Raw genomic sequence first — 8,893 nt, 5'->3', positions numbered from 1 at the left:
TAAAATAGATTAACACTACGTATTATTTAGAGGGAGGGAGATTATGAGAAACCAAATTGAATTTAAGGTTTACGGAAGGTATGCTTTATTTACTGATCCTATCACTAAAGTGGGTGGTGAAAAATTCACATATCAAGTTCCCACCTATCAAGCCTTAATTGGAATTTGCGAATCAATATACTGGAAACCTACAATTCAATGGAAGATTGACCAATTAAGAGTTATTAATCCTATTAGAACACAAAGCCAAGGAATAAGGCCAATAAACTATAGTGGTGGAAATACGCTATCCATTTACACATACTTAGTAGATGTAGAGTATGAAGTAAGAGCCCATTTTAAATGGAACACTAATCGACCAGACTTAGAGGATGATAGAAATGAGCATAAGCACTTTTTTGTGGCGAAAAGGATGCTTGAAAGGGGTGGAAGGAGGGATATTTTCTTAGGAACAAGAGAGTGCCAAGCATATGTTGAGCCAGTTAAGTTTGGCGAGAAAAAAGGGTTCTATGATCAATACGGGGAGCTTCAGTTTGATTTAATGTTTTTTTCCTTTGAGTATCCCAGTGATTCAGGTAAAGAAGAACTCATTGCATATTTCAGCAAACCATTAATGAAAAATGGTATTATTCAGTTTCCTTCAACAACAGAAGATATGCAGTCAAAATTTATTAAAAGAATGAAATTTAACAAGATAAAAACCATTGGATTAGAAGAAAAGGGGCTACTACAGAATTACAAAGAAGAGGTGTGATTATGAGTTGGATACAAAGGCTTTATGAAACATATGAGAGGAATCAATCTCAAGTTGGTATAAAAATAGATGAGTCTAGTACTGTATTGTTGCCAATAGGTCATATTGAAGCTAGATCGGATATTGAGGTTACTATTAATGAAAAAGGAAACTTTCTAAGCGCTAACCTACTTGATAATAAAGAAGACAAAATAATAATTCCTTGTACAGAGAGTTCAGCAGGAAGGGCAGGACAAACCCCCAAAAATCATCCATTATCAGATAAACTACAATATTTGGCTGGCGACTATGAGACATATGGGGGTAAGAAGTGGTTTGGCTATAACTTTTTTCTAAAGGATTTAAGAGATTGGGCAGAGTCTGAATTCACCAATATAAAGCTACAGGCGGTATATAAATATGTAAAAAAGGGCTGTCTAATTAAAGATTTAGTAGAGGCTAAAATACTATCATTAAATAAAAATGGGATGTTAGAAGAAAAATGGGATAAAGATATTCACAAAAGTTCACCAAGCACTACACAGGAACAGGCATTTGTAAGATGGAGAGTTGAGATTCAAAATGATTTAGAGCCACGATTATGGCTAGACAGAAAAATGTACGATTCATGGATTAATTATGAAAATTCAAGACATAATGTAAAGGGTTACTGTCAAGTTTTAGGTAAAAAAGCAGCATTAGCACTAAATCATCCTAAGAATATATATTCAAATTGTGCAAATGCAAAGCTAATTAGCTCTAATGATGACAAAAACTTTACCTATAGGGGAAGATTTCAAAATGATAAGGAAGCCTATGGTATTAGCTATGAAGTATCTCAAAAAGCCCATAATGCTTTAAAATGGCTAATAGCAAAGCAGGGGTATGCTAAAGATAAAAAGGTCATTTTGTGTTGGGGTGTTGCTCATACAGAGCTACCAAATATATATGGTAGTAGTTTAGATTTATTTGAGGAAGATAATGACCAAGTAGATGATAAAGGATATACAGCAGAAGAAGTAGCATATCCACTTATAAATAAAATAAAGGGATATAGAAGCAAATTAAACAAGCAAGACCGGGTGGTTATTATGGGTATGGAATCTGCAACCGATGGAAGACTTTCAATTACGTATTATCAAGATATTGATATACAAGATTTTATTGAAAGACTTGAAAAATGGCATCTTAGCTGTAGTTGGGTACATGAATATAATCAAAAGACCTTTTTTGGGGCACCTTCACCAATGGATATTGCAGAGTCAGTTTATGGGGACGGAAAGCATGTTGACATTAAAGCTAAAATGAGAGTTGTAGAAAGAGTATTATTATGTATTATTGACGGATACAGAATTCCAACAGATATTGTGTACTCATCAATAAACAAAACTGTTCATAGAATATCATTTGATAACGCCCTACATGATAAAAAGAAAAAGGGTGATTTAAACAAGGTGCTCAGTGTAACCTGTGCACTTTATAACAAGTATAGTAAGGATTATAAAAAGGGGGAATACGCTGTGACTCTTGAGAATGAAAGGAAGAGTAGAGATTACCTATATGGTAGATTACTGGCTGTGGCACAAAATATAGAGCAATGGGCATTAAGTAAAACAAATGAAAGTCGGATGACAAACGCAGATAGGTTAATGCATAGATTTGCTGAACATCCTTTTAGCACATGGAAAACAATAGAATTAAGCTTAAAGCCCTATTTAAACAGATTAGGCGTAAATGAACGTAAATCAAGGGAGCGATTACTTGACGAAATTATGTCCCTATTCGAATCAGAAGAGTTTATAAGTGATACTAGACTAACTGGTGAATTTTTATTAGGATATCACTGCCAGAGACAAGAGTTAAACAAGAAAAAAAGTACCGAAGATAACTAGAAAAAATCTTATTAATAAATGGAGGGAATAAAAAATGTTAAATAACAAATATGATTTCTTTGTTGTTTTTAGTGTGAAAAATGCAAATCCTAATGGAGATCCATTAAATGGTAACAGGCCAAGAATAAATCATGAAGGCATTGGAGAAATATCAGATGTGTGTATAAAGCGAAAAATTCGAAATAGGTTTATGCAAATAGGAGAAAAAGTATTGGTTCAATCCGATGATTCTAAATTAGACGAGTATAATAGCATAAAGGAGAGGGTAGAAAAGACACTGGCTAAAAGTGTATTGAAGGATAAAAAAGCCTTAGCTGAAGCAGCTTGTAAAGAGTGGATAGATGTCAGAGCGTTTGGGCAGGTGTTTGCTTTCAAAGGAGATGATGTATCGCTAGGTATTAGGGGACCAGTATCTATTCACAGTGCATTTAGTGTAAATCCAGTTAATGTTACAAGTATTCAAATAACTAAAAGCGTAAATAGCACTGAAAACGGAAGCAAAAAAAGCTCTGATACTATGGGAATGAAGCACCGCATTGACTTTGGCTTATACACATTTGCAGGAAGTATTAACCCACAGCTAGCCTCTAAAACTGGTTTTAATGATAAGGATGCTGAATTATTAAAAAATGCTCTTGTAGAGTTGTTTGAGAATGACGCTTCTTCAGCTAGACCTGATGGAAGCATGGAGATAAGTAAGGTATTTTGGTGGAAGCACAATAACCCCAATGGGCAATATTCCTCTGCAAAAGTTCATAGAAGCGTGAAGATTCAACTATGTGAAGGTGTAATAGAGGCTAAAGATATTAAAGACTACCTGGTTGAGGTAGATAGACTCGAAGGATTAGAGTGTACGGTACTGGAAGGAAAATAAACTATGGAAAAACTATATAGTGATGAAGAACTTTTAATGATATCAGGAATTCAGCACTATTATTATTGTAAGAGACAGTGGTTTCTAATACATGTTGAACAACTATGGGAAGATAATATATATACTGTACGTGGAGATGTTCTGCATGAAAAAGTTGATAATCCCTTCATATTAGAATCTAGAAAAGACCGTTTTATTAGCAGAAGTGTTCCAATAGTCTCTTATTCATTGGGATTTTATGGTGTATCGGATGCTGTTGAATTTATGGTTGACTCAGAAGGATACTATATTGAATCGAAGAAAAACTACTTTAAAGTAATACCAGTTGAATACAAGTCTGGTAAGCCCAAAAAAGATAATTGTGATGCAGTTCAGCTATGTACTCAGGCAATGTGTCTAGAGGAAATGTTAGATATTAAAATAAACCATGGTTTTTTATATTATGGTAAAACAAGACATCGACAACGTATAGAATTAGATTTAACTTTAAGGGAGGAAGTATTAGAACTTTCAAAAGCTATGCATCAAATAATTAATAATGATCGAATAATTCAACCTGATTACTGCAAGAAATGCGAGAGATGCTCTCTCAAAAACCTTTGTATTCCTAAAACTAAAACTCATTATAAATCTGTTAAAAACTATATTAAAGCCAAGCTAAATGATAAGGAGGATTTATATGCGTAAACTCCTTAATACAATTTATGTAACCCTACCAAACATCTATATTTCTAAGAAGGGTGAAACTATACTGTTTAAGCAGAATAAAAATTTGTTAATGCAGTTGCCTATACATAATATAGAGGGTATTGTAGTCTTTGGACCTTCTACAATAACTCCAGATATAATGGAGATTTGTACCCAAAGGAATGTCCATATATCCTTTATATCATATACTGGAAAATTTATGGTTAAGTTACAAAATCCTATTCATGGTAATGTTAGACTCAGAAGGACACAGTATAGGATAGCTGATAACAATAATGAATCAATAGAAATTGGCAAGAACTTTATGTTAGGTAAAATATTTAACTCCAGAACAGTTTTGCAAAGATTAAAGAGAGATCATAGTCAAAAGGTGAATGTGCAAAAAGTAGGTGATGCTATTAGTTCATTGGCAAGCTCTATGAAGCAATTGGACAATATTAAAAACATATACGAGTTATTAGGCTTAGAAGGAGAAGCTGCTAAATGTTACTATGGAGTATTTAATGAGCTTATCACAGACAATCAAAATGGTCTTGTATTCACTGGAAGAAGCAGAAGACCGCCTAAGGATGAGGTTAATGCTCTTTTATCATTCTTTTATACACTTTTAGCCCATGATGTAGAAGCTGCTTTAGAAACTGTAGGCTTAGATCCACAGGTAGGCTTTTACCATCAAGAAAGACCAGGAAGGGCTTCACTTGCACTTGATATGATGGAGGAGCTAAGACCCTATTTGGTTGATCGGTTTGTTGTTACATTAATTAATAATAGACAAGTAACTAAACAAGATTTCCTTCAAAAAGAAAGTGGGGCTTTTTTATTGAAGCCTGAGGTTAAGAAAAAAATCCTTCAAAGTTGGCAACATAAAAAGCAAGAAATACTAACCCATCCATATCTAAAAGAAAAAATTGAGATTGGATTAATTCCATATGCTCAAGCAATGCTTTTAGCAAGACATTTAAGAGGAGATATAGATGGTTATCCTACGTTTTTAATGAGGTGATATCTAATGATGGTGGTTGTATCCTATGATGTTGCAACAAGTAGTTTAGGTGGAGCAAGAAGATTAAGAAAGGTAGCAAAGCAATGTGTTAACTATGGACAAAGAGTCCAAAACTCAGTATTTGAATGCGTTGTAGATCCAAAGCAATTTGAGCAACTAAAGCACTCACTATTATCTATTGTTGACTTAGAAAAGGATAGTATTAGATTTTATTTTCTAGGCTCTAGCTGGAAAAATAGGGTTGAGCATCATGGAATCAAGCAAATAGTAGATGTAGAGAATCCTATTATTTTATAATACGCGAAGCGTATGTGAACATGGATTGTATACAGGTTCGCACATGTTGCGTTTATTACATTTAACTTGGTAACTTATTAGTTCTTTACTTAAGGTGACTTAACATAATTAGTACTTCGCGAATAAGATATGTGTAGATGTTGAAAATACATTATCATAAGCGAAGCTGTCGCCCCTTACATAGGGGCGTGGATTGAAATTTGCTATTTTCCCATTTATAGGCTGTATATGCCGTCGCCCCTTACATAGGGGCGTGGATTGAAATTTCATCTGCTGTGCTATCACTTAACACTGTTAGTCGCCCCTTACATAGGGGCGTGGATTGAAATTCGCAACTTGCCTAGACAGAATACGCACAGTAGTCGCCCCTTACATAGGGGCGTGGATTGAAATATAAAAGTAGATAAAGATGACCTAGAGCTAGAATGTCGCCCCTTACATAGGGGCGTGGATTGAAATATTGAGAGCATAGCAGTATCACTGCAAATTTTGTCGCCCCTTACATAGGGGCGTGGATTGAAATACAGAGAATTAGTGAGATTAGGTGTTAATGTTGTCGCCCCTTACATAGGGGCGTGGATTGAAATTTCCTGTGAAAGAATGATATTGGAGTTGTTTAAAGTCGCCCCTTACATAGGGGCGTGGATTGAAATTTCCATGGAATCACCAAATGGGGAATCATCATCGTCGCCCCTTACATAGGGGCGTGGATTGAAATTGTATCAATAAGAGCTCCTTTAACAGTATTGGGTCGCCCCTTACATAGGGGCGTGGATTGAAATTATCCATTTCTGCTTCAATACCATGCCTGTTTTGTCGCCCCTTACATAGGGGCGTGGATTGAAATCTCCAGCCAAAGTAATACCAGCAGTAGCTGTCAGTCGCCCCTTACATAGGGGCGTGGATTGAAATCATACAAATGTAAAGGCATTAGCCAAGGCTAAGTCGCCCCTTACATAGGGGCGTGGATTGAAATTTAGAAAGAAAACTGAGAATACAGATGACAACTGTCGCCCCTTACATAGGGGCGTGGATTGAAATACTGAATGCTACATTTAATTATTCAGCAATTTAGTCGCCCCTTACATAGGGGCGTGGATTGAAATAGATATTCCAGCAGGTGAGTACAAAGTACTTGCGTCGCCCCTTACATAGGGGCGTGGATTGAAATATAAAGATAAACCTTAGTAAACAGACCAACGAAGTCGCCCCTTACATAGGGGCGTGGATTGAAATTTGTATTGGCTCTGTGCTATGCTTAAAGATCAGTGTCGCCCCTTACATAGGGGCGTGGATTGAAATTTGAAATCTACATCAGCCCACTGCAAGCCTAAAGTCGCCCCTTACATAGGGGCGTGGATTGAAATAAATTCTCTGTCAACGCTGTCGAAGAGTGCGGTGTCGCCCCTTACATAGGGGCGTGGATTGAAATATAAAGATAAAATGGTAACATTGGAGGCGATAGTGTCGCCCCTTACATAGGGGCGTGGATTGAAATACATAGTCCTTGACTACGTTCTAGTACCTTTTGGTCGCCCCTTACATAGGGGCGTGGATTGAAATAGCATTGGCTTGATTGGTTGCATTCGCTTTGTTGTCGCCCCTTACATAGGGGCGTGGATTGAAATACTCCTGCTAATGTTAATTTTAATTTTAACCAGTCGCCCCTTACATAGGGGCGTGGATTGAAATTCTCTACTGCTCCTGCTATATACCCCTGCTCTAGGTCGCCCCTTACATAGGGGCGTGGATTGAAATTTCTCCAAACAGTGCGATTGACATTTTCTTTAGTCGCCCCTTACATAGGGGCGTGGATTGAAATTTCGTGGCTATATCCTAAATTCAAATACTTTTGGTCGCCCCTTACATAGGGGCGTGGATTGAAATTTTTAAGTTGTACCAACCTTGTACTCTATCGTGTCGCCCCTTACATAGAGGCGTGGATTGAAATTGCTAATAATGAGGAACAATCTACTGACTATGAGTCGCCCCTTACATAGGGGCGTGGATTGAAATACCCCTTTTTTTTCTTTAGTCATGTATACTTCTGTCGCCCCTTACATAGGGGCGTGGATTGAAATCTGGCAGAGAGTCAAGCCTGTCTTGGTATGCAGGGGTCGCCCCTTACATAGGGGCGTGGATTGAAATATTACTTCTTTTTGGCTCATATTGTCAACTTGCGTCGCCCCTTACATAGGGGCGTGGATTGAAATTAACGGTAAACAAGTATAGTTATCGCATGTATCGTCGCCCCTTACATAGGGGCGTGGATTGAAATAAAAGCTAATGAAAAGGCTATAGAAAAATTAGGTCGCCCCTTACATAGGGGCGTGGATTGAAATTTTTTCGGCTTCTTCCTCTGGAATTTCCTCTGGGTCGCCCCTTACATAGGGGCGTGGATTGAAATTTATGAATGAAAGGTAGTACGCATAATAGAATGTCGCCCCTTACATAGGGGCGTGGATTGAAATATAAAGATAAAATGGTAACATTGGAGGCGATAGGTCGCCCCTTACATAGGGGCGTGGATTGAAATGTAAATTGTTACTCATAATTAATATTATAAGTGTCGCCCCTTACATAGGGGCGTGGATTGAAATTTCTTCTTGCATCCTTATTATCGATTCCTATTTGTCGCCCCTTACATAGGGGCGTGGATTGAAATTATTCCTAATCTAGTAACAAACTATTAATAAAGTCGCCCCTTACATAGGGGCGTGGATTGAAATATAAACCTGAACATTATAGAAGAGGTTATGTAAGTCGCCCCTTACATAGGGGCGTGGATTGAAATTTTAATATTCTGTGGTTTGTAGTAGATTCACTATGTCGCCCCTTACATAGGGGCGTGGATTGAAATCTATAAGTTTATGATTATAATAAAATACATCATGTCGCCCCTTACATAGGGGCGTGGATTGAAATTATATACAGACTTAATAATAATTCAATTGTTTTGTCGCCCCTTACATAGGGGCGTGGATTGAAATATTGTGTAAAGTGGTAATGGTCAGTGGCATAAGTCGCCCCTTACATAGGGGCGTGGATTGAAATACCGTTGGTTGCACCTGTGATAGTGATATTTAGTCGCCCCTTACATAGGGGCGTGGATTGAAATGTTATAATACGAACATTTTATCCATTTTTAAATGTCGCCCCTTACATAGGGGCGTGGATTGAAATCAAGCTTAAGGATTAAATCCTTGTAGAACAATGTCGCCCCTTACATAGGGGCGTGGATTGAAGTCCTATTACGGTAGTGTTAAGTAACTTATGAAAATGTAAGGCTGATACTAGTGATAAGGAAAATCCACCATATAAAGAAGATAAAGATGAGATTACCGCATTTATTCCACGGTCCTCTTGACAACGAGCCTCTCATTGCA

The 8,893-nt window shown here is 37.1% G+C and carries 6 protein-coding genes and 1 CRISPR repeat array; all 6 genes read left to right on the top strand.

Features of this window, described 5'->3' with window-relative positions:
• Positions 1–43 precede the first annotated feature (43 nt).
• The 6 genes from cas5c to cas2 are packed head-to-tail and all read left to right on the top strand — an operon-like array spanning position 44 to position 5,507.
• A complete protein-coding gene (gene cas5c / locus F8154_RS14495) occupies positions 44–754 on the top strand; it encodes a type I-C CRISPR-associated protein Cas5c (RefSeq protein ID WP_151862337.1) in 711 nt (236 codons plus the stop codon).
• Positions 755–756: 2 nt separating this feature from the next.
• A complete protein-coding gene (gene cas8c / locus F8154_RS14490; RefSeq protein ID WP_151862336.1) occupies positions 757–2,625 on the top strand; it encodes a type I-C CRISPR-associated protein Cas8c/Csd1 in 1,869 nt (622 codons plus the stop codon).
• A 34-nt stretch (positions 2,626–2,659) separates the two neighbouring features.
• Positions 2,660–3,499 carry a type I-C CRISPR-associated protein Cas7/Csd2 gene (gene cas7c, locus F8154_RS14485; RefSeq protein WP_151862335.1) on the top strand — a complete coding sequence of 280 codons (840 nt, stop codon included), beginning with the start codon at positions 2,660–2,662 and terminating at the stop codon, positions 3,497–3,499.
• Between the two features lie 36 nt (positions 3,500–3,535).
• Positions 3,536–4,186, top strand: a complete 651-nt coding sequence (gene cas4 / locus F8154_RS14480; RefSeq protein WP_192930327.1) for a CRISPR-associated protein Cas4 — start codon at positions 3,536–3,538, stop codon at positions 4,184–4,186.
• Positions 4,179–5,210, top strand: a complete 1,032-nt coding sequence (cas1c, locus tag F8154_RS14475; protein ID WP_151862333.1) for a type I-C CRISPR-associated endonuclease Cas1c — start codon at positions 4,179–4,181, stop codon at positions 5,208–5,210. The genes cas4 and cas1c overlap by 8 nt, the downstream gene beginning before the upstream one ends.
• A 6-nt stretch (positions 5,211–5,216) precedes the next feature.
• Positions 5,217–5,507: a CRISPR-associated endonuclease Cas2 gene (cas2, locus tag F8154_RS14470; protein WP_151862332.1), complete on the top strand. Its 291-nt coding sequence runs from the start codon at positions 5,217–5,219 to the stop codon at positions 5,505–5,507.
• 168 nt (positions 5,508–5,675) lie between these two features.
• Positions 5,676–8,754: a CRISPR direct-repeat array (repeat unit 32 nt; unit sequence GTCGCCCCTTACATAGGGGCGTGGATTGAAAT).
• Between the last annotated feature and the right edge of the window lie 139 nt (positions 8,755–8,893).

Source organism: Alkaliphilus pronyensis, from assembly GCF_009017275.1.
GTDB lineage: Bacteria > Bacillota > Clostridia > Peptostreptococcales > Natronincolaceae > Alkaliphilus_C > Alkaliphilus_C pronyensis.
This window is presented reverse-complemented; position numbering and strand designations above follow the sequence as displayed.